Annotated in this window: 25 protein-coding genes and 1 tRNA gene; 16 read left to right on the top strand and 10 right to left on the bottom strand. The window is 67.2% G+C overall.

The features are described 5' to 3' along the window. Together ACX40Y_RS04505 and ACX40Y_RS04500 are read left to right on the top strand one after the other, a co-directional pair. Window positions 1-672, top strand: coding sequence for a TPM domain-containing protein (locus ACX40Y_RS04505; RefSeq protein ID WP_459118321.1), 672 nt, complete (start codon window positions 1-3; stop codon window positions 670-672). A gap of 9 nt (window positions 673-681) precedes the next feature. Further along, window positions 682-1,209: an NUDIX hydrolase gene (locus ACX40Y_RS04500; RefSeq protein ID WP_459118320.1), complete on the top strand. Its 528-nt coding sequence runs from the start codon at window positions 682-684 to the stop codon at window positions 1,207-1,209. A gap of 177 nt (window positions 1,210-1,386) precedes the next feature. Here ACX40Y_RS04500 and ACX40Y_RS04495 read toward each other — a convergent pair whose 3' ends face one another. Together ACX40Y_RS04495 and hrpB are read right to left on the bottom strand one after the other, a co-directional pair. Next, on the bottom strand, window positions 1,387-1,668 hold the full coding sequence (locus tag ACX40Y_RS04495) for an ETC complex I subunit (RefSeq protein ID WP_459118319.1): 282 nt from the start codon (window positions 1,666-1,668) through the stop codon (window positions 1,387-1,389). An 11-nt stretch (window positions 1,669-1,679) separates the two neighbouring features. Next, window positions 1,680-4,130: an ATP-dependent helicase HrpB gene (hrpB, locus tag ACX40Y_RS04490; RefSeq protein WP_459118318.1), complete on the bottom strand. Its 2,451-nt coding sequence runs from the start codon at window positions 4,128-4,130 to the stop codon at window positions 1,680-1,682. A gap of 60 nt (window positions 4,131-4,190) precedes the next feature. Between hrpB and ACX40Y_RS04485 the strand changes: the two genes are divergently transcribed. After that, window positions 4,191-4,406 carry a hypothetical protein gene (locus ACX40Y_RS04485; protein WP_459118317.1) on the top strand — a complete coding sequence of 72 codons (216 nt, stop codon included), beginning with the start codon at window positions 4,191-4,193 and terminating at the stop codon, window positions 4,404-4,406. 21 nt (window positions 4,407-4,427) lie between these two features. On the opposite strand, the gene ACX40Y_RS04480 is transcribed toward ACX40Y_RS04485, so the two are convergent. Next, window positions 4,428-5,441, bottom strand: coding sequence for a polyprenyl synthetase family protein (locus tag ACX40Y_RS04480; RefSeq protein WP_459118316.1), 1,014 nt, complete (start codon window positions 5,439-5,441; stop codon window positions 4,428-4,430). An 81-nt stretch (window positions 5,442-5,522) separates the two neighbouring features. On the opposite strand from ACX40Y_RS04480, the gene ACX40Y_RS04475 reads away from it, so the two are divergent. The 4 genes from ACX40Y_RS04475 to ACX40Y_RS04460 all read left to right on the top strand — a co-directional run bounded on the left by ACX40Y_RS04475 (window position 5,523) and on the right by ACX40Y_RS04460 (window position 9,815). After that, complete coding sequence (locus ACX40Y_RS04475; protein ID WP_459118315.1) at window positions 5,523-5,819, top strand: chorismate mutase; 297 nt, start codon at window positions 5,523-5,525, stop codon at window positions 5,817-5,819. A 33-nt stretch (window positions 5,820-5,852) separates the two neighbouring features. Next, on the top strand, window positions 5,853-6,968 hold the full coding sequence (locus tag ACX40Y_RS04470) for a glycoside hydrolase family 130 protein (RefSeq protein ID WP_459118314.1): 1,116 nt from the start codon (window positions 5,853-5,855) through the stop codon (window positions 6,966-6,968). A gap of 160 nt (window positions 6,969-7,128) precedes the next feature. Next, window positions 7,129-8,808, top strand: a complete 1,680-nt coding sequence (locus ACX40Y_RS04465) for an alpha-amylase family glycosyl hydrolase (RefSeq protein ID WP_459118313.1) — start codon at window positions 7,129-7,131, stop codon at window positions 8,806-8,808. Then, on the top strand, window positions 8,805-9,815 hold the full coding sequence (locus ACX40Y_RS04460; protein ID WP_459118312.1) for a glycosyltransferase family 4 protein: 1,011 nt from the start codon (window positions 8,805-8,807) through the stop codon (window positions 9,813-9,815). The genes ACX40Y_RS04465 and ACX40Y_RS04460 overlap by 4 nt, the downstream gene beginning before the upstream one ends. A 3-nt stretch (window positions 9,816-9,818) precedes the next feature. Here the strand turns inward: ACX40Y_RS04460 and ACX40Y_RS04455 are convergent, their stop codons facing one another. After that, a complete protein-coding gene (locus ACX40Y_RS04455; RefSeq protein WP_459118311.1) occupies window positions 9,819-10,496 on the bottom strand; it encodes an HAD family hydrolase in 678 nt (225 codons plus the stop codon). Between the two features lie 61 nt (window positions 10,497-10,557). Between ACX40Y_RS04455 and ACX40Y_RS04450 the strand changes: the two genes are divergently transcribed. The 4 genes from ACX40Y_RS04450 to ACX40Y_RS04435 are packed head-to-tail and all read left to right on the top strand — an operon-like array spanning window position 10,558 to window position 14,049. Further along, entirely contained in the window at window positions 10,558-11,667 is a 1,110-nt protein-coding gene (locus ACX40Y_RS04450) for an MlaE family ABC transporter permease (protein WP_459118310.1), read from the top strand. Next, the gene (locus ACX40Y_RS04445) at window positions 11,664-12,479 is read left to right on the top strand and encodes an ABC transporter ATP-binding protein (protein WP_459118309.1); all 816 of its coding nucleotides are present in this window, start codon (window positions 11,664-11,666) and stop codon (window positions 12,477-12,479) included. The genes ACX40Y_RS04450 and ACX40Y_RS04445 overlap by 4 nt, the downstream gene beginning before the upstream one ends. Continuing rightward, window positions 12,479-13,444 (top strand): MlaD family protein, encoded by a 966-nt coding sequence (locus tag ACX40Y_RS04440; RefSeq protein WP_459118308.1) that lies wholly within the window; start codon window positions 12,479-12,481, stop codon window positions 13,442-13,444. Before ACX40Y_RS04445 ends, ACX40Y_RS04440 begins: the two co-directional genes overlap by 1 nt. An 8-nt stretch (window positions 13,445-13,452) precedes the next feature. Further along, on the top strand, window positions 13,453-14,049 hold the full coding sequence (locus ACX40Y_RS04435) for an ABC-type transport auxiliary lipoprotein family protein (protein WP_459118307.1): 597 nt from the start codon (window positions 13,453-13,455) through the stop codon (window positions 14,047-14,049). Between the two features lie 3 nt (window positions 14,050-14,052). Here ACX40Y_RS04435 and ACX40Y_RS04430 read toward each other — a convergent pair whose 3' ends face one another. After that, window positions 14,053-14,916: a peptidylprolyl isomerase gene (locus tag ACX40Y_RS04430; RefSeq protein WP_459118306.1), complete on the bottom strand. Its 864-nt coding sequence runs from the start codon at window positions 14,914-14,916 to the stop codon at window positions 14,053-14,055. 79 nt (window positions 14,917-14,995) lie between these two features. Here ACX40Y_RS04430 and ACX40Y_RS04425 point away from each other — a divergent pair. From ACX40Y_RS04425 to ACX40Y_RS04405, 5 genes are all read left to right on the top strand, one after another. Beyond that, a tRNA-Ser gene (locus ACX40Y_RS04425) sits at window positions 14,996-15,086 on the top strand. A 151-nt stretch (window positions 15,087-15,237) separates the two neighbouring features. Next, window positions 15,238-16,392 carry a tyrosine-type recombinase/integrase gene (locus tag ACX40Y_RS04420; RefSeq protein WP_459118305.1) on the top strand — a complete coding sequence of 385 codons (1,155 nt, stop codon included), beginning with the start codon at window positions 15,238-15,240 and terminating at the stop codon, window positions 16,390-16,392. Window positions 16,393-16,524: 132 nt separating this feature from the next. Next, entirely contained in the window at window positions 16,525-16,863 is a 339-nt protein-coding gene (locus ACX40Y_RS04415) for a type II toxin-antitoxin system RelE/ParE family toxin (protein ID WP_459118304.1), read from the top strand. 34 nt (window positions 16,864-16,897) lie between these two features. After that, window positions 16,898-17,191 carry a helix-turn-helix domain-containing transcriptional regulator gene (locus ACX40Y_RS04410; RefSeq protein ID WP_254772263.1) on the top strand — a complete coding sequence of 98 codons (294 nt, stop codon included), beginning with the start codon at window positions 16,898-16,900 and terminating at the stop codon, window positions 17,189-17,191. Beyond that, on the top strand, window positions 17,188-17,373 hold the full coding sequence (locus tag ACX40Y_RS04405; protein WP_459118303.1) for a hypothetical protein: 186 nt from the start codon (window positions 17,188-17,190) through the stop codon (window positions 17,371-17,373). The genes ACX40Y_RS04410 and ACX40Y_RS04405 overlap by 4 nt, the downstream gene beginning before the upstream one ends. 27 nt (window positions 17,374-17,400) lie before the next feature. Here the strand turns inward: ACX40Y_RS04405 and ACX40Y_RS04400 are convergent, their stop codons facing one another. From ACX40Y_RS04400 to ACX40Y_RS04380, 5 genes are all read right to left on the bottom strand, one after another. Beyond that, window positions 17,401-18,297, bottom strand: coding sequence for an SDR family NAD(P)-dependent oxidoreductase (locus tag ACX40Y_RS04400; RefSeq protein WP_459118302.1), 897 nt, complete (start codon window positions 18,295-18,297; stop codon window positions 17,401-17,403). A 71-nt stretch (window positions 18,298-18,368) separates the two neighbouring features. Then, window positions 18,369-18,986 carry a TetR/AcrR family transcriptional regulator gene (locus ACX40Y_RS04395; protein WP_221626594.1) on the bottom strand — a complete coding sequence of 206 codons (618 nt, stop codon included), beginning with the start codon at window positions 18,984-18,986 and terminating at the stop codon, window positions 18,369-18,371. 92 nt (window positions 18,987-19,078) lie between these two features. Beyond that, window positions 19,079-20,659: an AMP-binding protein gene (locus ACX40Y_RS04390; RefSeq protein WP_459118301.1), complete on the bottom strand. Its 1,581-nt coding sequence runs from the start codon at window positions 20,657-20,659 to the stop codon at window positions 19,079-19,081. Then, window positions 20,656-22,284 (bottom strand): carboxylesterase/lipase family protein, encoded by a 1,629-nt coding sequence (locus ACX40Y_RS04385; RefSeq protein ID WP_459118300.1) that lies wholly within the window; start codon window positions 22,282-22,284, stop codon window positions 20,656-20,658. The genes ACX40Y_RS04390 and ACX40Y_RS04385 overlap by 4 nt, the downstream gene beginning before the upstream one ends. Next, window positions 22,281-23,600: a spinster family MFS transporter gene (locus ACX40Y_RS04380; protein WP_459118299.1), complete on the bottom strand. Its 1,320-nt coding sequence runs from the start codon at window positions 23,598-23,600 to the stop codon at window positions 22,281-22,283. The genes ACX40Y_RS04385 and ACX40Y_RS04380 overlap by 4 nt, the downstream gene beginning before the upstream one ends.

Below are 23,600 nucleotides of genomic sequence, written 5' to 3'. Positions count from 1 at the left end.
ATGCGATTGACCGATCAGGACCGCGCGAAGGTAGCCGCGGCCGTCACCCAGGCGGAGGCGAACACCAGCGGCGAGATCGTTACCGTGCTCGCCCGCCGGTCGGACGATTACGCCGATGTCGCGCTCAACTGGGCCGTGCTGGCGATGCTGCTGGTACTGGCCCTGCTCGCCTGGCAGCCCTGGCCGATCGAATGGCTGCATACCCGGCTGATCGATCCCTGGGCGCAGAGCGTGCCGGCGCATTGGTATCTCACTGCCGCGCTGGTGGTGATCGCGATCACCTTCCTTGTCGTGCGGGTGGCGCTGGCGAAGGACGCGCTTCGGATCGCGCTCGCGCCCGGATCGATGAAGACGCGGCGGGTGCATGCGCGGGCGCTGTCGCTGTTCCGAACGGCGGCGGAAAAGCGCACGCAGGGATCGACCGGCGTGCTGCTCTATCTCAGCCTTGCCGAGCATCGCGCCGAGATCATCGCCGATTCGGCGATTCATTCGAAGGTGACGCCCGATGTGTGGGGCGCGGCGATGGCGGCGCTGCTGGCGGAGGTGAAGCAGGGGCGGCCCGCCGAGGGCATGGCCGCCGCCGTCGAGCAGATCGGCCTCGTCCTCGCGCCGCATTTCCCGCGCGCCGAGGATGACGTGAACGAGCTTCCCGATCGGCTGATCGAACTCTAAGGCCTCCCCATGACCGACGAACCGATCGAAACCGCCTGGGCGGGCAAGTGGCTTACCGTGCGGCGCCAGGGCAAATGGGAATATGTCGCGCGTGCGCGTGGCATCCGCGCGGTGGTGATCGTCGCGATTGACGATGACGGCCATGTGCTGCTGGTCGATCAGTATCGCGTACCAATGGGGCGGCGCTGCATCGAGCTGCCCGCCGGGCTCGTCGGCGACGAGGACGAAGGCGACACGATCGAGGCAGCGGCCCGGCGCGAACTGGCCGAGGAAACCGGCCATGCGTGCGATCGGGTGGAGGTGCTGGGCGACTTTTATTCGTCGCCGGGCATGGTCAGCGAGAGCTTCACGCTGGTCCGCACGCACGGCTTGGCGCGCATCGGCGAAGGCGGCGGCGTGGATGGCGAGGACATCATCGTCCGCCGCGTGCCGCTGGCCGACCTGCCCGCATTCGTCGCCGATTGCCGCGCACAGGGCATGGGCGTCGACGTGAAGATGCTGCTGCTGCTCAGCGGCGCGCTGCTCGGGCAGGGCTGAGACTCGCTTCTACGGACCAGCCCTATGCTCGTCATCCCCGCGGAGGCGGGGATCCATTTGCCAGGACGGTTGGCATAGAACCGCGACGATTCCACCAATGGATCCCCGCCTCCGCGGGGATGACGATTGGTTTGGCTCAACGCTCAGCGCGCCACACTTCGGGAGAAGCGCCCGCGATCAGCGGAAATTGTCGGCGTAGGCCTGAAGCTTGAGCTTGCGCGTCGGTGCGGGCACGACGTGATAGGCATAGCCTTCGCGCTCGGCATAGTCCTTCGCCGCTTCCAGCGTCGGGAAGGAAATGCGGACCTGGTTGGCGGTTTCGCCGCCGCCGGCCCAGCCGGTCAGCGGATCGGGCCGCTGCGGCGTGTGCGGCTCGAATTCCAGAACCCAGTTGTCGGTCCGGGCGCGGCCGGACTGCATCGCGTTCTTGACGCGCTGATAGATGCGAGCGGACTTCATGGGGGCGTTCCTTAGCGCGGACTCGCGCCCCTTGCATCAGCCTTTTTGGTACGCAGTGTCGCGGAGGCCGCGGCCGGATCGTCGGGCCAGGGATGCTTGGGATAACGGCCGCGCATTTCCTTGGCGACCGCGATCCAGCTGCCCTTCCAGAAACCGGGCAGGTCGCGCGTCGTCTGGATCGGCCGCCCGGCGGGCGAGGTGAGGCTGAGGACCAGCGGCACGCCCGCGCCGATCATCGGATGCTCGGCCAGTCCGAACAGCGCCTGCACCCGCACCTCCACCGTCGGCCCGGCCTCGGCCGCATAGTCGATCGCGTGGGACGAACCCGCCGGCGTCTCGAACCGCGCAGGCGCGAGCCGGTCGAGTGTCTTCTGCCCGTCCCAGCCGAGCAGGTTCTGCAGCGCCTGGGTGAGCGATTCGGAGCTCACGGCATCGAGCCGGCGTCGGCCCTCCAGCGCGGGCGGCAACCAGTCGTTCAGGCTGGCGAGCAGTGTTTCGTCGGTCAGCGCGTCGAGCCCGGCATAGGTGGCGCGGGTACGCAACGCCCGGGCGGTTTCCGACCAGGGCAGCAGGTGCAGGCCGTGGGCGCGCACACCTTCCAGCAACGCTGATTCGATCTCGGCGGGCGTGGCGCTCGAATCGCTGCCGGCGGACAGGCGCACCGCCCCGAGCCGGCGTTCGCGCAGTGCCTCGATCCGGCCGGTCGCGGGATCGAAGGTAACGGCGCGGCGCGCCTCGATCCGCTCTGCGAACAGCGATTCGACCGTGGCGGCATCGATCGGCGCGGCGGAGAGAATGCGTGCGCCCGCCGCCATGCCCTGCGTTTCCGCCACCGCCAGCCATTCGGCGCGGGCGAGCGGCGAGGTTGCATCGAGCCTGAACCCGCGCCCGCCCACCGACGCCCAGCTTTCGCCGGAGGCGTCCCGCCGCTTCGCCACCCGGTCCGGGAAGGCCAGGGCGACGCAGAGCGCAGCCGCCTCGTCGCCGCCGCGTTCTTCCATGCCGTGGCCGACGAGCTTGCTCCACCGCCCCGCCAGCCGCCGCGCATTTTCCGCACGCTGGCCGCGTTCGCCCTTCCACCTGCACAGGCGCAGTTCGAGGTCCGCATCATTGCCCCCCAGTCCGCGCTCGCCGAGCAGCACCGCCACCGCCGCTGCGGTGTGTGCCATGCCCCGCTCGGCCGCGCGCACCAGCATATGGCCCAGTCGCGGCGGGAGCGGCAGGCGGGCGATCGCCTTGCCATGCTCGGTCGGGCGGCCGTCGGCGTCGATCGCCTCGAGCGCCTCCAGCCGCGCCCGCGCCTCGGCGATCGCGGCCTCGGGCGGCGGGTCGAGCCAGGCGAGCTGGCGGGGATCGGTGACGCCCCACACGGCGCAGTCGAGCATCAGCGCCGACAGGTCGGCTTCCAGTATCTCCGGCGGGTCGAAGCGCGGCAGGCCGGGCGTCGCCGCCTCTTCCCACAGCCGATAGGCGGTCCCCGGCCCCTGCCGTGCCGCACGGCCCGCACGCTGCGTCACGGCCGCCTGGCTGGCCCGCTCGGTCACCAGCCGCGTCATCCCCGCCGCGCGATCGTAACGCGGGCGCCGTGCGAGCCCCGAATCGACCACCACGCGGATGCCGTCGAGCGTCAGCGAGGTCTCGGCGATCGAGGTTGCCAGCACGATCTTGCGTTGTCCCGCCGGATCGGGCGCGATCGCGGCGCGCTGCGCGGCGGGCTCCAGGCTGCCGTGCAGCCGGTGCAGCACCGCGCCGCCGATGTCGCCCAGCCGCTCGGCGGTCCGCTCGATCTCCGCCACGCCGGGCAGGAAGGCGAGGATGCCCCCCTGCTCCTCGCGCAGCGCCTGCCGCACCGCCGCCGCCACGCTGTCCTCGATCCGCGCCTCCGCCGCGCGACCGAGATGACGCAGCGCCAGCGGGAAACTCCGCCCTTCGCTCTCCACGACGGGTGCATCGCCCATCAGCCCGGAGAAGCGGCTGCCGTCGAGCGTCGCCGACATGGCTACCAGCCGCAGGTCGGGCCGCAGCGCGCCCTGCGCGTCGAGCGCGAGTGCCAGGCCGAAATCGCTGTCGAGGCTGCGCTCATGCACTTCGTCGAACAGCACCGCCGACACGCCCGCCAGCTCCGGGTCGGCCTGGATACGATTGACGAAGATCCCCTCGGTAACCACCGTCACCCGCGTCGCCGCCGAGCGCTTGCTGTCCATCCGCGTGGCATAGCCATAGGTCTTGCCGACGCTCTCGCCCGCCAGCGCCGCCATCCGCTCCGCCGCCGCCCGCGCAGCAAGCCGGCGGGGGGAGAGCAGCAGGATTTCGCCGGTGCACCACGCCTCGCCCAGCAGCGCCGGCGCCACCGCCGTCGTCTTGCCCGCGCCGGGCGGCGCGACCAGCACGGCGTTGCTGCGATCGCGCAGCGCGTCGAGCAGCATCGGCAACACGTCGTGGATGGGCAAGGAGGACGTCATCGAGGTGCAACCATTCGGGACAAGCGTGGTTAGGCGGACTCACCGGCAAAGGAGCGCGACATGGCACGGATTCTGTCTCAATTCACCATCACGCCCGACGGCAGCGGCGATTACACGCTGCATCTGGAGGACGAGGACGGCGAAACGATCGAAATGACCGCAAGCTACGAGCAGCTCGACCTGATCGTCGAAGCGATCGAGGACGTGCTCGACATGGACGAGGAGGATGCGCTCGAAGTCGACGAGGACGACGAGGAAAAAGCGACCGACGACTGACCCGTCAGCCGGTGGCGTGCGTCAATAGGCGCGCGCCACCGCAAACTCGACGGCCTCGACCATCGCGTCCTTCGCCTCGCAGGCGCGGAAGCCGCCCAGCGCGTCGATCGCGCGCTGGCCATAATGGCGGGCACGGGCGAGCGTATCGTCGACCGCCCGGCTCGCACGGACGAGGCGGATCGCCTCGGCGAAATCCTCGTCGGAGGTGCGCCGGCCGGAAACGGCTTCCTTCCAGAACGCACGTTCGGCATCGCCACCGCGCGCATAAGCGAGAATCACCGGCAGCGTCATCTTGCCTTCGCGGAAATCGTCGCCCGCATCCTTGCCCATCGTCGATGCGTCCGAGATGTAATCGATCGCGTCGTCGACCAGCTGGAAGGCGATGCCGAGATTGCGGCCATAGGCGTCGAGCGCCAGTTCCTCCGCTTCGGGCCGCTCGGCCACCACGCCCGCCACGCGACAGGCGGCAGCGAACAGCGCGGCGGTCTTGGCGCCGATGATGTCGAGATAGCGATCCTCGGACAGGTCGATCCGGCGCACGGCGGTGAGCTGGTTGACCTCGCCCTCGGCGATCACCGCGCTGGCGTTCGACAGGATGTGCAGCGCCTTGAGGCTCTCGGCCTCGACCATCAGCTCGAACGAGCGGCTGAACAGGAAGTCGCCAACGAGCACGCTTGCCGGATTGCCCCAGATGATGTTGGCGGTGCGGCGGCCGCGCCGCAGGTCCGAGCTGTCGACCACGTCGTCATGGAGCAGCGTCGCGGTGTGGATGAACTCCACGGCGGCGGCGAGCTTGTGGTGGCGCGTGCCGGCATAGCCGAGCAGCCGCGCACTTGCGAGCGTGAGCATCGGCCGCATCCGCTTGCCGCCGCCCGCGATCAGATGGCCGGCAAGCTCCGGGATCAGCGGAATTTCGGACTGCATGCGATCGAGGATCACCGTATTGACCAGGTTCATGTCCTGGGCGACCAGCGCCATGATCGGATCGAGCGAGGGCTGGGTTCGCGACCCGAGGCGGTGGACGGTAGCGCTCATATATCCGTGCCTCTGGCCTTTGTGCATCGCAAACGCAAGAGCGGCTTGCGCGGCCGCGCCGTAAAGGCAAAAGGGAATCCCATGACCGACGCGACGCTGATCCGCTATCGCCAGAGCATCGACAATATCGATGCGGCGCTCGTCTTCATGCTCGCCGAGCGGTTCAAGGTGACCCAGGCGGTCGGGCGCTACAAGGCCGAGGCCGGGCTGCCACCCGCCGATCCCGGCCGCGAGGAAGCGCAGATCGCCCGGCTGCGCGCGCTGGCACAGGACGCCGATCTCGACCCCGAATTTTCCGAGAAATTCCTGCGCTTCATCATCGACGAGGTGATCCGGCATCATCGCCAGGCCCAGGAAGCCGGAACCGCCGGAGCCTGACGCCGTTGCTGGCGTGGACCGAGGGGAAAACGCTTGAGCGACGATTATCTGATCTTCCGGCCCGACGATGTCGACCTCACCCGCTCGCCGCTGCGCGCGGGGGTGGACGAGGCGACCTATGTGCTCGGCGCGTTCAACCCCGGTTTCGCGCGGCTGCCGAACGGCAACCTGCTGCTGATGGTGCGCGTGGCGGAGGCGCTGCGCGATCCGGTGGTGGACGGGCATGCGCGGGCGATCCGCTGGACGCCCTCGGGCTGTGTGCTCGACGCGCATCCTGTGGCGGGGCTCGACATGGCCGATCCGCGCCAGTTCGCGCTCAAGGACCGCAAACCCCGGCTGCTCGGGCTCACCTCGCTGTCCTGGCTGCTGCCAGTGGAGCTCGATGCCGATGCCCGCACGGTGGTGGCGGTACACTACGACAAGGCGATCGCGCCCAGCGCCTCCTACATGGATTACGGCGTCGAGGATGCGCGGATCACGTTGATCGACGGCACTTATTGGATGACGGTGTGCGGCGTCTCCGCCGAGCGGCACTGCACCGCCATGTATCGATCGGCCGACGGGCTTGACTGGGAATTGCTGGGCGTGGTGCTCGATCACCAGAACAAGGACATGATCCTGTTCGAGGGGCGGATCGGCGGCTTCTTCCACGCGCTGACCCGGCCGCTCGGCGAGGTCTATTTCGCCTATCCGGACGATTCCCCCTGGCTGGGCGGCCCCTCGATCAACCTCGCCCGCTCGCCCGACGGGCTGCACTGGAAGCCGCTCGACCAGCCGGGCATCCGCGCGCGCAAGGGCTCGACGTCGAACCAGCGGATCGGCGGCGGCAGCCAGCCGCTGCTGACCGATGCGGGCTGGCTGCTGATCTACCACGGCGTCGAGAAGCGCGACGCGGTGGGCATCTATCGCAGCTTCTGGGCGCTGCTCGACCGCGATAATCCCAGCGTGATCCTGCGGCAGGAAGACACCGTTCCGCTGATCGAGGCCAATCCGGCGCTGACAGCTGACATCGCCCACCAGCTCTATTTGCCGACCCCGGTGGTATTCACCACCGGGCTGGTCGATGCCGGCGAGCGCTACATCGTGGCCAGCGGTGAGGCGGACCTGGCCTGCCGCATCACCCACATCCCAAAGGCGCGATTCCGGTGAAGTGCGCCCTAGATCCTCCCCGGCACGGGGAGGGGGACCATGCGCAGCATGGTGGAGGGGGGCCCTCGCACCGGACTCCCTCGCCGCCCTCCCCCTCCACCACGTGGCTGCGCCGCGCGGTCCCCCTCCCCGTTCCGGGGAGGATCGAAAGGCGCTTCCGATGACCGACCCGCTCTGGTGGCAGAAAGGCGTGATCTATCAGGTCTACCCCCGCTCCTTCGCCGACTCGAACGGCGATGGGGTGGGCGACCTTGCGGGCATTACCGCGCGGCTCGACTATCTGGTCGATCTCGGCGTCGATGCCGTGTGGCTGTCGCCGATCTTCCCCTCGCCCATGGCCGATTTCGGCTATGACGTGGCGGATTATTGCGGGATCGATCCGCGCTTCGGCACCCTCGCCGATTTCGACGCGCTGCGCGATGCCGCCCATGCCCGCGGCCTCAAGCTGCTGCTCGACTTCGTTCCGAACCACAGCTCCAGTGAACACCCGTGGTTCCTCGAAAGCCGCTCCTCGCACACCAGCCCCAAGCGCGAATGGTACATCTGGCGCGATCCCGCTCCCGATGGCGGCCCGCCCAACAATTGGCAGAGCTATTTCGGCGGCAGCGCCTGGGCATGGGATGAAGCCACCGGCCAATATTATCTCCACCAGTTCCTGAAGGAGCAGCCCGAGCTCAACTGGCGCAACCCGGACCTGCGCGCGGCAATGCTCGATGCGATGCGTTTCTGGTTCGATCGCGACGTCGACGGCTTCCGCATCGACGTGCTGTGGCTCGCGATCAAGCACCCGGACTTCCCCGACAACCCCGCCAATCCGGACTGGCGCGAAGGCATGCAGGACATCGAGCGGCTGCTGCCGGTCCACTCCGCCGACCAGCCCGAGATGATGGAGATCATCGCCGCGATGCGCACCGTGGCGGAAGCCTATCCCGAGCGCGTGCTGATCGGGGAGATCTACCTGCCGATCCCGCGCCTGGTCGCCTATTATGGCGAAGGCGGGAACGGCGTGCACCTGCCCTTCAACTTCCACTTGCTCGATGCGCGCTGGGATGCCGCGGCGCTGGCCCGGCTGATCACCGACTATGAGGGCGCGCTGCCGGCCGATGGCTGGCCCAACTGGGTTCTCGGCAATCACGACAAGCCGCGCGTCGCCTCGCGCGTCGGGCCGGAACAGGCGGCGGTGGCGATGATGCTGCTGCTCACGCTGCGCGGCACGCCGACGCTCTATCAGGGCGACGAGCTCGGCATCGCCAATGTACCGATCCCGCCCGATCGTGTGCGCGATCCGCAGGCGCTGCGCGAGCCCGACACCGCCTTCAACCGCGACGAGGTACGAACACCGATGCCGTGGGACGCGAGCGACCATGCCGGGTTCAGCACGGTCGAGCCCTGGCTGCCGCTCAATCCCGACTGGGCGACGCGCAACGTGATGGCGCAGCGCGACGACCCAGGCTCGATGCTGGCCTTCACCCGCGCGCTGCTCCAGCTGCGGCGGGCGCATCCGGCGCTATCGATAGGCAGCTGGCATGCCGTGTCGAGCGAGGGCGCGGTACTGGCGTACGAACGGCGGCATGGAAACGCGCGCGTGCTGGTGGCGCTGAACCTGTCGAATGCACCCCAAACGCTGGCGTTGCCGGAATGGGCCGCCGCGCTGGCGCCGGCACTCACTACACTCCCCACCCGTCGTCCCCGCGGAGGCGGGGATCCATTTGCCAGTGCCACCGGAGATGGCGCCGAGACGTTCCCACCAATGGATCCCCGCCTTCGCGGGGATGATGGCGGGATTGTGGCGGGCTCCACCCTCCCCCTCGCCCCCAACCAAGGCATCCTGCTCGCATGAAGATCGCGATGCTCGCGCCGATCGCCTGGCGCACCCCGCCGCGGCATTATGGCCCGTGGGAGCTGGTGACGAGCCTGCTCACCGAGGCGCTGGTCGCCAAGGGCGTCGACGTCACCCTGTTCGCCACGCAGGATTCGGTCACCACGGCGCGCCTCGCCGGGGTGGTGCCGCGCGGCTACGAGGAAGATCCCGCGATCGATGCGAAGGTGTGGGAATATGCCCACCAGTCGCACCTCTTCGCCCGCGCCGCCGAGTTCGACCTGATCCACAACCAGGCCGATTTCCCCGCCCACGCCTATGCGCCGCTGATCGAAACGCCGATGGTGACGACGATCCACGGCTTTTCGTCCGAACGCATCCTGCCGATGTACAAGCCGTTCGAGCATCGCGTGCACTATGTCGCGATCTCGGATGCGGACCGGCACCCGGCGTTACGCTATGCTGCGACGATCCACCACGGAATCCCGCTCGGCGCCTTCCCCTTCGACGCGGATGGGAGCGACGACCTGCTGTTCTTCGGGCGGATGCATCCCGACAAGGGCGCGGCCGAGGCGATCGCCGTCGCGCAGGCCACCGGCCGCCGCCTCAACCTGTACGGCATCGTGCAGGATCAGGGCTATTTCGAACGCGAGGTGCAGCCGCACCTGAGCGACCGCATCGTCTATCACGGCCCGGTGGGCGGCGATGCGCGGATCAGGGCACTCGGCAGCGCCCGCGCGCTCCTCCACCTGATCAATTTCGACGAGCCGTTCGGCCTTTCGGTAATCGAGGCAATGGCGTGCGGCACGCCCGTGATCGCGGTCCGGCGTGGATCGATGCCGGAACTGATCGACGATGGCCTCACCGGCCTGCTCGTCCGCTCGGCCGATGAGGCCGTGGCGGCGGTGGATCGCATCGACGAAATCGATCGCGCCGCCTGCCGCCGCGCGGTCGAAGCCCGCTTCTCGGTCGAGACGATGGCGGACCAGTATATCGCGCTCTACCGCCGGATCGCGGCGCAGCGCTGATCATCAGCCGGCGCGCCAGTCGAGCATGGTCCAGCCGCGCTCGGCCGCCATCCGCGCGAGCGGCCCGTGCGCGTTCACGGCAAAGCCCTGATCCGCCCAGCCGAGCAGCGGGGCATCCGAAACATGGTCCGAATAGGCGCGGATATGCAGATTGGCGCGGTTGAGCCGCTTCGCCAGGAGCCAATTTTCGATCATGCGGAGCTTTACGGGCCCGTAACAGTTCTCGCCTTCAAGATCGGAGAGAACATGGCCGAGCGCATCGCGTTTCGCATTGGTGGCGATCACGTCGTCGAAGCCCAGCCGCTTCGCGATCGCCGCTGCATAATAATGGTGCGAGGCGGTGGCCATCACCAGGCGATAGCCGGCCGCCCGATCCGCCTCGATCTGCCTGCGGGCACCCTGGAGCACGCCGGTCTGAAGCTCGACATCGGCAAAGGCCTCCGCCACCCGCGTCATTTGCTCGACAGGCAGCGAGCGGCCGAGGATCAGCCGCTGCGACAGCCGCTTCAGTCCGGCGCGATCGAGCCGCCCGAAAAGATAGGCGATCCCGGCAATGCCGACCGCCGGCATCAGCGCAAGCCGCCACGGGCTCAGCACCCGGGCGGCGTGCACCAGAAAGCGCGTCCAGGTGGGCCGCGCGGTGATCGTCTTGTCCATGTCGTAGATTGCGAGATGCTCCATTGCGGTATCTAGGCCCGGTATCGCTTGCCGTTCCAGCCGGAATCGCGGAAAGGGGGAGACAATGACGTCTTCCGCCACCTTCGAACGAATCGAAACCGATGGCGTGGCGACGCTGCGCTTTTCGGGCAACCTGACGCTCGCCTGTCTCGGCGACCTGCCCGATCGCATCCGTCAGGTCGATGGCGCGGTGGGCCGGCTGGAACTGCAGGACATCGGCCGTCTCGACACGGTGGGCGCATGGGTGCTGCATCGGTTCGCCACCGAACATGACGCGGCGATCGAAGGGCTGAGCGAGGATCAGCGCAACCTGCTCGATCAGGTGATCGCCGCCGAACATCCGATCCAGCTGCCGCCGCCGCCGCCCGGCAGCTTCACCCGCGCGCTCGACGAGATCGGCAAGGCGGTGATCAATTCGGGCCGCACGCTCTATGGCCTGCTCGACTTCATGGGTGCGACGGCGATCGCGTTCTGGAACGTCGCGATTCATCCGCGTCGCTTCCGCTTTCACGCAACCGTCCAGCGGTTCGAGGTCGTCGGCGTCGGCGCGCTCGGCATCATCGGCCTGATGAGTTTCCTGATCGGCATCGTCATCGCGCAGCAGGGTTCGGTCCAGCTGCGCCAGTTCGGCGCGGAAATCTACACGATCAACCTGCTGGGGCGGCTGACGCTGCGCGAACTCGGCATTCTGATGACGGCGATCATGATCGCCGGCCGCTCGGGATCGGCATTCGCCGCGCAGATCGGCACGATGAAGCTGACCGAAGAGATCGACGCGATGCGCACGATCGGCGTCTCGCCGATGGAGGCGCTGGTGCTGCCACGCACGCTGGCGGTGGTGCTGATGCTGCCGCTGCTCGGCTTCTACTCGTCGGTCATCTCGATCATCGGCGGCGGGCTGCTCTGCTGGGTCAGCCTCGATATTCCGCTGGTCACCTTCATCTCGCGGATTCGCGAAGTGGTGCCGATCACCGACCTTTGGATCGGGCTGATCAAGGCGCCGGTGTTCGGCGCAATCATCGCCATCGCCGGTTGCTTCCACGGCATGCAGGTGGAAGGCGACGCCGAACAGGTCGGCCAGCGCACGACCACGGCGGTGGTGCAGGCGATCTTCCTCGTGATCGTGCTCGACGCCTTCTTCGCGGTCTTCTTCAGCGGAATCGGCTGGACATGAGCGACGATCAGGACAACCGCGAAATCGTCATCCGCGTGCGCGGGCTGCGCAGCGGCTTCGGTGAGCAAATCGTTCATGACGATCTCGATCTCGACGTGCGTCGCGGCGAGATTCTGGGCGTGGTCGGCGGATCGGGCACAGGCAAGTCGGTGCTGATGCGCACGATCATCGGGCTGCAGCCGCCGCTCGACGGCGCGGTCGAAGTGTTCGGCGAAAACTCAATCGGCCGCGAGGAAACCGAGGCGGTCGAGATCCGCAAGCGCTGGGGCGTGCTGTTCCAGGGCGGTGCGCTGTTCTCGACGCTCACCGTCTCCGAAAACGTCCAGGTGCCGCTCAAGGAATTCTATCCCGGGCTCAGCCAGTCGCTGCTCGAAGAAATCGCCGCGTACAAGGTGGTGATGACCGGGCTGCCGCCCGATGCCTCGCCCAAATATCCGGCAGAGCTTTCCGGTGGCATGAAGAAGCGCGCCGGGCTGGCGCGGGCGCTGGCGCTCGATCCCGAACTGCTGTTCCTCGACGAGCCGACCGCCGGGCTCGATCCGATCGGCGCCGCCGCGTTCGACGAACTGACCGCGTCGCTGCAAAAGACGCTGGGCCTCACCGTGTTCCTGATCACGCACGATCTCGACACGCTCTACGCGATCTGCGACCGCGTCGCGGTGCTGGCCGACAAGCGCGTGATCGCGGTTGGCACCATCGATGAGCTGCTGGCGTTGGATCATCCGTGGATCCAGGAATATTTCAACGGACCGCGCGGTCGCGCCGCGGTCGCGGGGCCGAACCGGCGCGTGCATGAGGATAAGAGGGGCTGATGGAAACGCGTTCCAATCATGTGCTGGTCGGCGCCGTCGTGCTGATCCTGCTCGCGGTGCTGGCGCTGTTCATCGTCTGGCTGGCACGGCTCAGCGGCGGCGACGAACGCGATTACGACATCTTCTTCAAGCAGTCGGTCGACGGGCTCAGCCGCGGTTCGTCGGTCAGCTTCTCGGGTGTGCCGTCGGGCCAGGTCAAGGACATTCAGTTCTGGAAGCCGGACCCCAGCCTGGTGCGCGTGCGGATCAGCATCAAGCCCGAAGTGCCGATCCTCGAAGGCACCACTGCGACGATCCAGGGCAGCTTCACCGGGCCGAGCACGATCCAGCTCGACGGCGCCACCAAGGGTGCGCCGCCGATCCGCTGCCCCCGGGAAAACCCGCGCGCCGCCTGCCCGCTGGGCGTGCCGGTGATCCCCACCAAACAGGGTGGCCTGGGCGCGCTGCTGAGTTCGGCGCCAAAGCTGCTCGAGCGTCTGTCGACGTTGACCGAGCGCGTGTCCGAACTGCTCAGCGACAAGAACCAGGCGTCGATCAGCGGCATCCTCGCCAACACCAACCGGCTGAGCAAGTCGCTCGCCGATCGCGGACCGGAAATCGCGGCGACGCTGGCCGAAACGCGCGTCGCGATCGAGCAGGCGGGCAATGCCGCGCAGCAGATCGGCCAGCTGGCGGAGACGACCAACGGGCTGCTCGCCAGCGACGTGAAGCCGACCGTCGCCAATCTCAATGCCACGATCTCGGCGGCGCGGCACAGCGTCGAGACGCTCGATGCCGCGATCGGCGACGCCCGGCCGGGCCTCCAGACCTTCTCGAACAAGACGATACCGGAGGTGGGCCAGCTGGTCGAGGATCTGCGCGAAATGTCGCTCGCGCTCACCAGCGTTGCCCAGCGTCTCGATCAGGGCGGTGCGTCGAGCCTGATCTCGCCACCCGCGCTGCCCGATTACAAGCCAAAGAAGTGAGAATTCGGATGAAAAAGCCAGCGATCGCCGCCGTGCTGCTCGCCGCCGTGCCGCTGTCGGCGTGCATTTCCCTTGGCGCCAAGCCGCCACCCTCGTTGCTGACGATCGAATCGGCGGCAGTGCTGGCACCGGGAACGGCGCAGCATTCGAGCGAGACCAAGGCGGTCGCGATCGTCTCGCCGAACGCGCCGCAGGAACTCGCCACCACGCGCGTGCCGGTCCATTCCGGCCCGGACGGCACGACGATCGCCTATGTGAAGGATGCGCAGTGGGTTGAGGCGCCGGCCAATCTGTTCGAGCGGCTGCTCGCCGACACGATCGCGGCGCAGACCGGGCGGATCGTGCTCAGCCGGCGCCAGGCGCTCTCCACCCCGAGCGCGCGGCTCGGGGGCGATCTGCGCAACTTCGGCATCGACGCCACCACGATGGAAGCAGTCGTCACCTTCGACGCTTCACTCACCCGCGAAGGCGGCGACGCGATCGCGCGTCAGCGGTTTGAATCGCGCGTGCCGGTGACAAAGATCGACGCGGCGAACGTCGGGCCGGCCCTCAACAAGGCGGCCAACGAAACAGCAGCCCAGATCGCCGCCTGGATCGGCAAGTAACGATCAGGGGCGGCGGCGGATGGCCGGCGGCAGGTCGCACACGCTGAGGCCGGTCGCCACCGTCGGCGGCTCGGGCTGCTGGCGCTTGGCGATCATCGCGGCGTAGCGGGCGTTGTCGGTGGCGCGATACTGGAAATGCGGTCGCTCGTCGTCGGGCAGCTGGCTCGCGAGGCGCACGGAGAGGATCGGCGTGCGTTCGGCGGCGGTTGCATAGACCCCCATCGGCGCATCGCTGCGCGGCAGTGCCGAGAGATATTGCATCCCTTCGACGATCCGGCCGACCACGGTATAGTTGCGATCGAGCCGTCGCGCAGACTGGCCGATCGGGGTGAACAGCTCGGCGCCGGTGCCGGTATCGGGCAAGCGATCGCGCGCCACGCCGACCATGCCATAGCAATGGGTGAGCCAGGTCGCTTTGCCGTCGGTCGCGATCGGCCAGCCATCGGCCGTGACGCCCGATCCGCTCGAATAGGCATCGGGCCGCGCCAGCCGCTGCGCCGGCACGACCGCGCCGATCTCGAATTCGGCAGGCGGCCGCGCGATGATCTCGGGCGGCAGCGGCTTCTTCTCGCTGGCATCGCCCCATTGCGCCACCCAGTTTTCCTGAACGCGGTAGACACTCTCGCCATCCCACCAATGCGCGACGGCGAGGCGCCGGATGTTCGCGACATGGCCCGGCGCGAAGCGCGGCGCGAGGCGGATGAACACCTGTCGCCCGCCGCCCAGCGTCATCACGAGCACCTCGTCATCGGGCACGTCGTGCCAGTCGGCCTCCACGGGATCGGTCGGCAACGGCCCGCCGGCCGTCTGGGCCGTTAGCGGCATGGCGGCACCAAGGGCGAACAGCGCGATCAGGGTCTTGAGCATCTTTCGATCTTGGCACGCGATCCCCGGCTTGCCTAGCGCCGCCGCACCCGGTAGGGCACGCCCCTTCCAGGTATCCTGCGGAGCGGTGGCCGAGTGGTCGAAGGCGCTCGCCTGGAAAGTGAGTATACGGCAAAACCGTATCGAGGGTTCGAATCCCTCCCGCTCCGCCACCTGCGCCCTTTTTGAGGCTCGCAAAATCCCCCTCAAACTGCTAAAAATACAAGAGAAATCCGAGGTTTTTAATCTCATCGGATTTCGTTCAATTCCACCAGTTCCCACCACAAGTGGTGGGTAAAGTGGTGGGTATTTTGGAGCAGGGTTATGGGAAAACTCACTGCGCTCAAGATACGCTCGTTGGCGGAGCCCGGGCGGTACGCTGACGGCGACGGCCTATTTCTCGATGTCACAGGCAAAGGTACGGGCAGGTGGATTCTACGCATCCAGTCGAACGGCCGGCGAAGGGAGATTGGCCTCGGTTCTCTAAAGACCGTCTCCCTGTCCGACGCGCGCGATGCAGCTTTCGTGATGCGGAAGAAGATTGCGCAGGGCATCGACCCTGTCGCTGAACGCAAGCAGGAGCGCCAGGTCATTCCGACCTTCCGCAGGGCTGCCGAAATGGTTCACGAGGAACACGAAAAGGCGTGGAAGAACGGCAAGCATCAGAACCAGTGGATCGCGACGCTGAAGACCTACGCCTTCCCCAAGATGGGCGACAGGTTGGTCAGCGAGATCGAAGGGCCGCTGATCCGCGATGTGCTGGCGCCGATCTGGCTGGCGAAGCCGGAAACAGCGCGCCGCGTCCGGCAGCGCATCGGCACGGTTCTCGACTGGTCATACGCACGCGGGTTTCGCGCAACGGAAGCGCCAATGCGCTCGCTCTCCAAGGGACTGCCTCGCCAGCCCAAGAAGGACAACCATTTCGCGGCCCTGCCGTATGCTTCGGTACCGGATTTCATAGAGAAGTTGGCCGCGCGTGAATCGGTGGGCCGCGTAGCTTTGGAAGCGCTGATCCTGACAGCCGCGCGATCAGGCGAAATCCGGGGTGCGACCTGGTCAGAACTCGACCTGGAAGCAGCGTTGTGGACGATCCCGGCTGAACGGATGAAAATGGGGCGAGTGCACGTCGTGCCTCTCGCACCCCAAGCGGTGGCCGTGTTCGAGCGCGCCAAGAAGTTCAAGGCTGGCGCTAGCGACTTGGTGTTCCCCGGTCAGAACGTGAAGAAGCCGCTCTCGGACATGACACTCCTCAAGATCCTACGAGACATGGATCTCGCGGTGACCGTGCACGGGTTCCGCTCGGCATTCCGTGATTGGGTTGCGGAGCAGACCGACTATTCTGGTGAGATTGCAGAGGCGGCGCTTGCCCACACGGTCTCGAACAAGGTCGAGGCCGCCTATCGCCGGACAGACTTCCTCGACAAGCGAAGGCTGCTCATGCGCGACTGGGCTGCCTTTTGTGCGAAGCCTCCTGTTTGATTCTCTAGCAGAATCTCACGCGTCCTCGATCGACATTGCGATACGACGATTGTTGTTGCGCTTGGTCCGGGGCCGACGGCGATATGGCGCTAGACGAATGGTAACGGTTATGTTACCATTGTGAGGTGATAAGTGGTCGTAGAGGAATATGTTCAGGAGGACGGCGCCTGTCCCTTTCGTTCTTGGTTTGATGGGCTCGATGCGCAAGCGGCCACGAAAGTGGCGACCGCAATGTTGCGAATGGAGCTAGGCAACACGTCCAACATCAAGTGGATCGCTGGCGGCCTTGGCGAATATCGAATCGATTGGGGACCAGGCTATCGGCTCTATCTGACCCAAGACGGCAATGAACTGATCGTGCTGTTCGCCGGTGGAACGAAAAAGCGGCAGCAGGCAGATATTGATCGCGCCAGCGATTTGCTGGCTGAATATAAGGCGCGGAAGGCGGCGCAGAAAAAGGCAAAGAGGTAGGACAGTGGCTCTCACTCGGAATTTCAAAGAGACGGTGAAGGAGCGCGCGGGCCGAGATCCTGCCTTTGCGAAGGCGTTGCTCGACGAGGCTGCAACCCTGTTCCTCAACGGCGAGCCGCATACGGCCCGGTTGATCCTGCGTGATCTGGTCAACGCGTCGGTCGGTTTCGAGGCGTTGGCCGTCGAGACCAACAAGCCCAGCAAAAGCCTTCATCGGATGTTGTCCGAGAACGGCAACCCGAGCATGGACAATCTCGCGGCGATCTTCGGCGCCGTGCGCAAGCGCCTTGGCGTCGAGATCCAGGCACATGCAGTCGAGGCGGCATGAGCACACGACAATATCGTTCCAATTTTGTTCTCATGCGATATGGGCTGGCTACGCAGACGAAAATCGACGACGTCGCGTGGAAGGTGGGCTTCAGCGACGGCGCGAACCTGCGGCGCGCGATCCGGCGCTGGACCGGCAAGACCATCGCGGGCATCCGCACGAGCAAAGCGGAACCCGCCTGAATGCCGGAGCAAGCGCGACCCGTTCGGTCAGCAAGCAGCCGCTGCGGCAACATCCCGCGCATAGCCAGCCGCCTCCACTTCGCGCTCCGCCTGCAGGAACCCATAGCCGGGCACGCATTCGCCGTCGCGCTGCGTGATTTCATCCCAGTGCCGAACAACCGCCAAGCCGGCCGAATCGCCACCGCCGACCTGAATGCCCTGAGTGAGGGTGACATGCGCTGCGGCAAAATGGCCGGCGCCCGCGCAGAGGATCGCGCGGGTTGGCGCATCGTCGCTGACGATCGCTAGCAGGCCGGGGCTCACCAGCGCAGGATCGAGCAGCTGCAGACTTTCCTCGGATAGCACACCATGCGTCATCTGCGTTGCCGCAGTGGGCGCCAGCGCGTTGACCCGAATGCCGTATTTCTCTCCTTCTATCGCCAGCGTCTGCATCAGCCCGACCAGCGCCATCTTGGCGGCGCCGTAATTCGCCTGGCCGAAATTGCCGTACAGTCCCGAGGACGAGGTCGTCATAACGATCCGGCCGTGCCGCTGCGCCCGCATCGGCTCCCACACCGCCTTGGAGCAGATCGCGGCGCCCATCAGGTGCACGTCGACCACAAGCCGAAACTCGTCCATCGTCATCTTGGCGAAGCTCTTGTCACGGAGAATACCGGCATTGTTCACCAGAATGTCGACCCGGCCCCAGCGCCCCAGCGCGCTGTCCACCATCGCCGAGACGGCACCCTCGTCAGTAACCGAGGCGGCGACGGCCATTGCTTGGCCTCCCGCCGCCTCGATCTCAGCCGCGACCCGAGCGGCATTCGGTTCGGAAACGTCGTTGACGACGAGCTTGGCGCCTTCTCGCGCAAGGTAAAGCGCATGTTCGCGGCCTAGCCCTCCGCCGGCACCAGTGACGATCGCGACACGATCAGCAAGTTGCATGGATATCCCTCTCCTGTTTCCGCAAGGCTAGCGCATCAAATGTTCGCTAACAAGAGAGTGAATGATTAAATTCAGCCGCGGTTGCAGATCTCCAGGAAGCCGGCAGCCATGAACGATGCCATCCGTTCCTTCACCGCCACGAAATCGTCGGACTTGCATAGGCCGTGCGAGAGCTTGTCGATCCGCCCGGTCCGCGCCAGCGTGAGCATCAGCGCACCGGTGACGAAGTGATAGCCCCAGAAGATGTTTTCCTCGGCGCAGTCGGGCAAGGCCTGCTTGAGCAGGCCGATCAGACGCAGCACGACGGGATCGAAATGCTCGTCCATCAGCTCGGCACCCCATTCCGGGGTGTTGGCGACCTGGGCGCCCAGCGCGGCATAGTTCTTCCACGCCTCGCCGCCCTCAATGTACAGGTCGAGATCGGTATCGAGGAAGGCGCGCAGCGCCCCCTCCACGCTGGGCTTGCCCGCGCATTCGGCTTCGTAGCGGTCCAGCGCCTGCATCCGCCGCTCGCTGGTGACGGCGGCACGGCGCGCGAATACCGCGTGGAACAGCTTGGCTTTGTCCTCGAAATAATAGTTGAGCAGCGTGTGGTGGACGCCGACCCGCTTGGCGACGTCCTTCAGCGTGACTCCGTAAAGCCCGTGCTTGGAGAAGAGATATTCGGCCGCGTCGAGGATCTGCTCCATCGTTTCGGCGCGCTGTTCCGCTTTCTTGGAACGACGAGGGGCTTTGACATTCTCTTGCACGCGAATGTCTCTCCCGCGTGCGTGCGCGGGCGTCAAGCCATGCCGAACTCCGCGCGCAGCCGGATCTTGTCGATCTTGCCCGTCGGCGCGAGCGGCATGGCGGCGAGGCGGACCACCGAATCGGGGATCCACCACGAGGCGACCCTGCCCTTGAGCGGCGCCAGCAGCGCTTCGTCGCTCACCGCCTGCGCGCCGCGCATCTCTACCAGCAGGATCGGTCGCTCGCCCCATTTGGGATCCGGACGCCCGATCACCGCCGCCAGGGACACCTGCGGCAGGGCACCGACCACGGCTTCGATCTCGGCGGGATTGATCCATTCGCCGCCCGACTTGATCAGATCCTTGGCGCGCCCGGTTATTTGCAGATTGCCGCCCGCGTCGATCCGCGCGAGATCCCCCGTCGCGAACCAGCCATCGGCATCCAGCGCGGAGTCCGGCTCGCCAAAATAGCGCGCGATCACCGCAGCGCCGCGGACCCGCAGATGGCCTTCGCCGCCGCGCTGGTCCGGCAACGCATGACCCTGCGCATCGGTGAGCAGCAGGTCGACTCCGATGGCCGGCTTGCCCGAAAGCGCCGCAGCCCGGGCCGGGTCCCGTGGCACGGCAACGGTGCCGGAGGGGGAGAGCTCGGTCATGCCCCAGCTGGTCTGCACCTCCACCCCCAGCCCCGCCTCGATCCGCGCCATCAGCGCCGGCGCAAGCGGGGCCCCGCCGACGATGACCCGCTCGAGCGAGGGCAAGTTCCCGCCGGTCGCTTCCAGATGCTCTAGAAGACCGAGCCACACCGTGGGCACGCCGACGCCGACCGTCACCTGCTCGCCGGCGATCAGCCGGGCAAGGCTGGCGCCGTCGGTCCAGCGTCCTGGCAGCACCAGCTTGCCCCCCGCCGCCGGCACCGCGAACGGCAGGCCCCAGGCATTGGCATGGAACATCGGCACCACGGCCAGCACCGTATCTCTCCCCGAAATCGCCATCACGTCCACCTGCAACAGCCGCAGCGTGTGCAGAAAGCTCGATCGGTGCGTGTACGTCACGCCCTTCGGCGCGCCGGTGGTGCCCGAGGTGAAGCAAAGCCCGGAAGGCGCCGTCTCCGGGAAATCACCCCACGCGACATGGCGCTCGACGTGCGCGAGCATGGGTGCCAGCGGCATGACCGACGGCTCGTCCGCCGCAGCCACGCCGGCATCGCCGTCGATCACCCAGATCCGCTCGACCGGCGCCAGGGCGGCAACGCGCCGCGCCAGCGGCACCAGATCCGCACTGGCGACGAGCAGCCGCGCCTCCGATTGGACGAGCATCGCCGCAAGCTGCTCCGCAGTCAGTCGCGGGTTGAGCGTATGGCACACCGCGCCCATAGCCATCACCGCATACCAGGTTTCGACATGCGCTTGGCTGTTCCAGGCGAGCGTCGCCACCCGCGCGCCAAAGCCGATCCCGTGTTCGACGAGCAGCGCGGAGATCGCGCGCGCACGTTCGCGCAGCGCGGCGTAGCCGATACGGTCGACGCCGCCCGCCACCGCCGTCACCACTTCCGCGTGCGGGTGCCATTTGGCGGCATGATCCAGGAACTTGTCGAGCGTGAGCGCGAAGTCCTGCATGCTTCCGTCGATCATCGGCACCCTGCAACCTTGGCCAGGACCGGCGAGATGACCCCCGTGTTCCAGTTCCACGGCTGATTGCCGGCGGCGCGGCGGCGGCAGACGCTCGCCTCGTGCAGCGCGAACATGCCGGGAAAGAGCTTGGCGCGCGCCTGCGGCACCTGCGCAAACGCCATGTAGTTGGCCTCCTTGCCATAGGGCAGCCAGTCGGGTTGCCCGGCGGCGGCCGGCGTGCCGGTCTTCGCGAACGACGTCCAATATGCGAGCATCGCATCCGACATCCGTCGCTCGGCGAGCGTGTCGGGCACCTTCGGCCAGAGCGGCGGCGTACGCCCCGCGGTGCCGAACACATAGGGCAACTCGGACGCGTGGAAGGCGTGTAGTCCATTCTCGTCGGCCGCCGGATAGCCGTGATCGAAGAAATAGAGGTAGCCGGGCTGGCCGATCGCGGTCTGCCCGATCGCCAGCCGCGTCGAGGTCCAGCCATAGAGCGCGTCGCGGGTCGCTGCGAGCATGCTCTCACCGATCGTCTCCGCCGGGTAGAGGCGAAGGAACGGCTCGGCGAGATCGCCATAGCGGCTGCGGATCGCGGCTGAATAGGCGTCCGCATTCGCAGGCGCCGGCGGCAACAGCACGCGGAGCGAGCGGATCTCACCGGCGTTGAAGCCGGCGATCAGCGGCACCGGCGCCTGCTCGCCACGATCCCAGGTCTCGACAAGCTGGCGTGTCAGCAGCTTGCCGTCCACCGTTCCCCAGGGGCCATAGCCCTTGGCTGCCGCGAGCGCGGTGAGCTTCTCCGCATCCATCGCGCGCAGGGCCGCCAGATCCCGCGCGCCGAGTGCCTGCTGGATCTGGCTCCCGGCGGTTTCGGCCGCCGGCATCCCGAAGCGCGCGGTCTTCAGCTCGGGCGCGGAGATCATATAGGCACTTTGCGCGATCGCCTTGTGGAACAGGCCGCGCGCGGCGGGGCTTGCCATAAGGTACATCACGCTAAGCCCGCCCGCGGACTCGCCCGCGATGGTGACGTTGCCGGGATCGCCGCCGAACGCCGCGATGTTGCGCCGGACCCAGCGCAGCGCGGCGATCTGATCGAGCAGGCCGTAATTGCCGGAAATCCCCTCCCCCGACTCCGCACTCAGCGCCGGGTGCGCGAGATAGCCGAGAATGCCCAGCCGATAGTTAATCGAGACCAGGAGCACGCCACGCCTGGCCATGTGGGCGCCATCGTACATCGCCGCATGGCCATAGCCGGAGACCAGCGCCCCGCCATGGATCCACACCACCACCGGCAGCTTGGTGGCATTTCGGGGCGCCCAGATGTTGAGCGTCAGGCAATCCTCACCCATCCGTTCGGGCGGATCGGTGTAGATGCCGGCTGCCTGCGGGCGGGGCTGCACGCAGGCCGCACCGAACGTCGTGGCCTTGCGCACCCCTTGCCAGGCGGGAAGCTCGGCGGGCGGGCGCCAGCGCAGCTCGCCAACGGGCGGCTGGGCATAGGGCACCCCGCGAAACACCCGCAGATCGCCTTCCCGGCTTCCCTGCACGATGCCGGCAGGCGCCCGGACGGTTGGCTGCTGCGCCCAGGCGGCGGGCGCAGTGACGAGCGCGGCCGCGAGCGCGGTCCGGTACATGCGTCTCATGCTGGACTCCGGTCAGGATTGGAATGCGCGCTGCGCAGCAGCCTTGCGAGCCACAGGAACAGCGCGATCGCGATCAGATAAAAGGGCGTCAGCGTGAACAGCGCCGCCTGGAGATGGTCGGTCTGGCCGTGCAGCTTGAACCAGTCGCTGGCGAAGCCGACCCAGGTGGGCCCAAGCCCCAGCCCGATGAAGTTCATCACCAGCAGCAGCAGCGCGCCCGACAGCACCCGCTGGTTTGGCTGCACTTCCTCCTGCACCAGCGCCACCGAGGCGCTGAGGTAAAAGTAATTGAAGACCATCACCACGCCGAGCAGCAGCAGCGCCAGCGGCCAGCCCGGTGCCCAGAGAAAGGCGATGTAGAAGGGCATCGCGACGGCGAGCGACAGCGCCGGCGCCGTCGCATAGCCGGTGCGCGACCGGCGCGTCATCCGGTCCACCACCCAGCCCGAAAGCACCATGCCGCCGCCCATGCCGATTGCGAGCACCAGCGCGTACCAGATGGCGACCTCGCCGAGCGCCATGCCCTTTTCGCGCATCAGGAACAGGACCGAGAAGTTGCCCAGCCCATAGGTGACGAACTGAGTCGCACCGCTGCCCAGCGATGCCAGCAGCAGCACCGGGTTCGAGAAGAACATGCGCAGCGTCGGCCAGAAAGGCGCCTTGCCCGTCGGCGTGCCTGTGCGCACCGGGTCGGTGGCGCCGCGCTCGGGCTCGCGGAGCAGCAATCGCACCAGCAGCGCGGTGACGATTCCTATCCCGCCGATGACGATGAACGGCGTCCGCCAGTCGAATTGTGCCGCGACGGCCGCGCCGAACGCGACCCCGATCGCCGCGCCGATCGCCGGCCCGAGATTGTAGATCCCGAGCGCGCTGGCGCGCCGCCCCGGCGGGAAGGTGTCGGTGATGATTGCATAGGAGGGCGGCACCCCACCCGCTTCGCCAAAACCGACGAGCATGCGCGCCGCGACCAGCTGACCATAATTCGCCGCCAGGCCGCAGGCGAGCGTTGCCCCGCTCCACACTGCGCAGGCAAGCGACAGCACCGTGACCCGGTTGCTGCGGTCCGCCAGCCAGCCGACCGGAATCGCGATGAAGCAGTAGAACATCGCGAAATACAGTCCGCCGATCAGCCCCAGCTGCCCGTCGCTGACCTGCAGCCCATCCTGGATCGGCTTGGCGAGGATGCCGATCAGCTGCCGGTCGAGGAAGTTCAGCACATAGACGAAGGTCAGCGCCGCCAGCACCAAGCGCGGCCGCGGTGCGGCGGCGCGCTTGGTCTTCGATGGGAGGTCGAGCCTATCCGGAACCACCGCCAT

Source organism: Sphingomonas sp. RS6 (genome assembly GCF_054489705.1).
This window is presented reverse-complemented; position numbering and strand designations above follow the sequence as displayed.

Bases quoted from the DNA above. Each gene is read 5' to 3' on its own strand.
- ACX40Y_RS04500 (WP_459118320.1), top strand. From the start codon at position 682: ATGACCGACGAACCGATCGAAACCGCCTGGGCGGGCAAGTGGCTTACC.
- ACX40Y_RS04390 (WP_459118301.1), bottom strand. From the start codon at position 20,659: ATGATCGACGGAAGCATGCAGGACTTCGCGCTCACGCTCGACAAGTTC.
- ACX40Y_RS04505 (WP_459118321.1), top strand. From the start codon at position 1: ATGCGATTGACCGATCAGGACCGCGCGAAGGTAGCCGCGGCCGTCACC.
- ACX40Y_RS04395 (WP_221626594.1), bottom strand. From the start codon at position 18,986: ATGGAGCAGATCCTCGACGCGGCCGAATATCTCTTCTCCAAGCACGGG.
- ACX40Y_RS04440 (WP_459118308.1), top strand. From the start codon at position 12,479: ATGGAAACGCGTTCCAATCATGTGCTGGTCGGCGCCGTCGTGCTGATC.
- ACX40Y_RS04400 (WP_459118302.1), bottom strand. From the start codon at position 18,297: ATGCAACTTGCTGATCGTGTCGCGATCGTCACTGGTGCCGGCGGAGGG.
- ACX40Y_RS04450 (WP_459118310.1), top strand. From the start codon at position 10,558: ATGACGTCTTCCGCCACCTTCGAACGAATCGAAACCGATGGCGTGGCG.
- ACX40Y_RS04430 (WP_459118306.1), bottom strand. From the start codon at position 14,916: ATGCTCAAGACCCTGATCGCGCTGTTCGCCCTTGGTGCCGCCATGCCG.
- hrpB (WP_459118318.1), bottom strand. From the start codon at position 4,130: ATGACGTCCTCCTTGCCCATCCACGACGTGTTGCCGATGCTGCTCGAC.
- ACX40Y_RS04460 (WP_459118312.1), top strand. From the start codon at position 8,805: ATGAAGATCGCGATGCTCGCGCCGATCGCCTGGCGCACCCCGCCGCGG.
- ACX40Y_RS04435 (WP_459118307.1), top strand. From the start codon at position 13,453: ATGAAAAAGCCAGCGATCGCCGCCGTGCTGCTCGCCGCCGTGCCGCTG.
- ACX40Y_RS04475 (WP_459118315.1), top strand. From the start codon at position 5,523: ATGACCGACGCGACGCTGATCCGCTATCGCCAGAGCATCGACAATATC.
- ACX40Y_RS04385 (WP_459118300.1), bottom strand. From the start codon at position 22,284: ATGAGACGCATGTACCGGACCGCGCTCGCGGCCGCGCTCGTCACTGCG.
- ACX40Y_RS04480 (WP_459118316.1), bottom strand. From the start codon at position 5,441: ATGAGCGCTACCGTCCACCGCCTCGGGTCGCGAACCCAGCCCTCGCTC.
- ACX40Y_RS04405 (WP_459118303.1), top strand. From the start codon at position 17,188: ATGAGCACACGACAATATCGTTCCAATTTTGTTCTCATGCGATATGGG.
- ACX40Y_RS04380 (WP_459118299.1), bottom strand. From the start codon at position 23,600: ATGGCGGTGGTTCCGGATAGGCTCGACCTCCCATCGAAGACCAAGCGC.
- ACX40Y_RS04455 (WP_459118311.1), bottom strand. From the start codon at position 10,496: ATGGAGCATCTCGCAATCTACGACATGGACAAGACGATCACCGCGCGG.
- ACX40Y_RS04485 (WP_459118317.1), top strand. From the start codon at position 4,191: ATGGCACGGATTCTGTCTCAATTCACCATCACGCCCGACGGCAGCGGC.
- ACX40Y_RS04495 (WP_459118319.1), bottom strand. From the start codon at position 1,668: ATGAAGTCCGCTCGCATCTATCAGCGCGTCAAGAACGCGATGCAGTCC.
- ACX40Y_RS04445 (WP_459118309.1), top strand. From the start codon at position 11,664: ATGAGCGACGATCAGGACAACCGCGAAATCGTCATCCGCGTGCGCGGG.
- ACX40Y_RS04420 (WP_459118305.1), top strand. From the start codon at position 15,238: ATGGGAAAACTCACTGCGCTCAAGATACGCTCGTTGGCGGAGCCCGGG.
- ACX40Y_RS04465 (WP_459118313.1), top strand. From the start codon at position 7,129: ATGACCGACCCGCTCTGGTGGCAGAAAGGCGTGATCTATCAGGTCTAC.